Below are 824 nucleotides of genomic sequence, written 5' to 3' on the forward strand. Positions count from 1 at the left end.
AGCCGGCCAGCCGCCGCTCCACCAGCGTCCACAGGTCGGCAAAGGCGCGCGCCGCCGCGCCGGACGGCAGCGGCTTGCGGGTCGCCGCCGTCGCCTCGATGGCAGCGGCATAGGGGATCACCGGCCAGTCCGGATGGGCGGCCAGGCTGTCGCGATGCAGCCGCTTGCGCCGGTCGGCCATCGAAAACACCGGCTGCACCGACGGCGGGGATTTCATCTCGTCGGCCAGATGCGCCTGCAGCTGCTCCAGCGCGCGCTGCGACAGCGGGGAGGGCACCACGGGCGCCAGGATCAGATCGGCAGCACGGAACATCTGGTCGGCCAGCTCGGTCAGCCCCGGCGGGCAATCGAGGATGATGCGGTCGTAGCGTTCGGCCAGCGGCTTCAGCGCACGCTTCAGCCGCTTCTCGCTGTCCTCGGCGGCAAGATCCGCTTCCAGTCGCCGGAGCGAGCGGTCGGCCGCCAGCACGTCGAGCTGCGGCCAGGCGGACGGCTGCACCAGGTCGGTCAGTTCACCGGCCGCAAGCCCCTTGCGCGCTTTGGCCCCGGCCAGCGGCGTCACGCCCAGCAGCCAGCCGGCGGCGCCCTGCGGATCGAGATCCCACAGAAGCGTGCGCCTGCCGGCCGCGGCTGCGTGGGCCAGCTGCACAGCCAGCGTGGTCTTGCCGACTCCGCCCTTGGCGCTGAACAGGGCCAGGACGCGCAATGCCAGCCCTCAGGCGGCCAGCGCTGCGGCCAGCCGATCGCGGATGGCGACGAGGGCGCGGCGGTCGATCGAGGCCAGCGGCGCGCTGGCCCCGGCACTTGCAGCGGCACGCGGCGGC

1 protein-coding gene is annotated in these 824 nt (G+C 73.7%); it reads right to left on the bottom strand.

Going from position 1 to position 824, the window contains the following annotated elements:
- The coding region (locus tag GJV64_RS15000) for a ParA family protein (RefSeq protein WP_164158318.1) at positions 1-706 on the bottom strand (706 nt) is incomplete at its 3' end.
- Positions 707-824: the final 118 nt, after the last annotated feature.

Origin of the sequence: Sandarakinorhabdus rubra (assembly GCF_010994245.1) — a bacterium.
In the GTDB taxonomy this organism is placed as follows: domain Bacteria; phylum Pseudomonadota; class Alphaproteobacteria; order Sphingomonadales; family Sphingomonadaceae; genus Sandarakinorhabdus; species Sandarakinorhabdus rubra.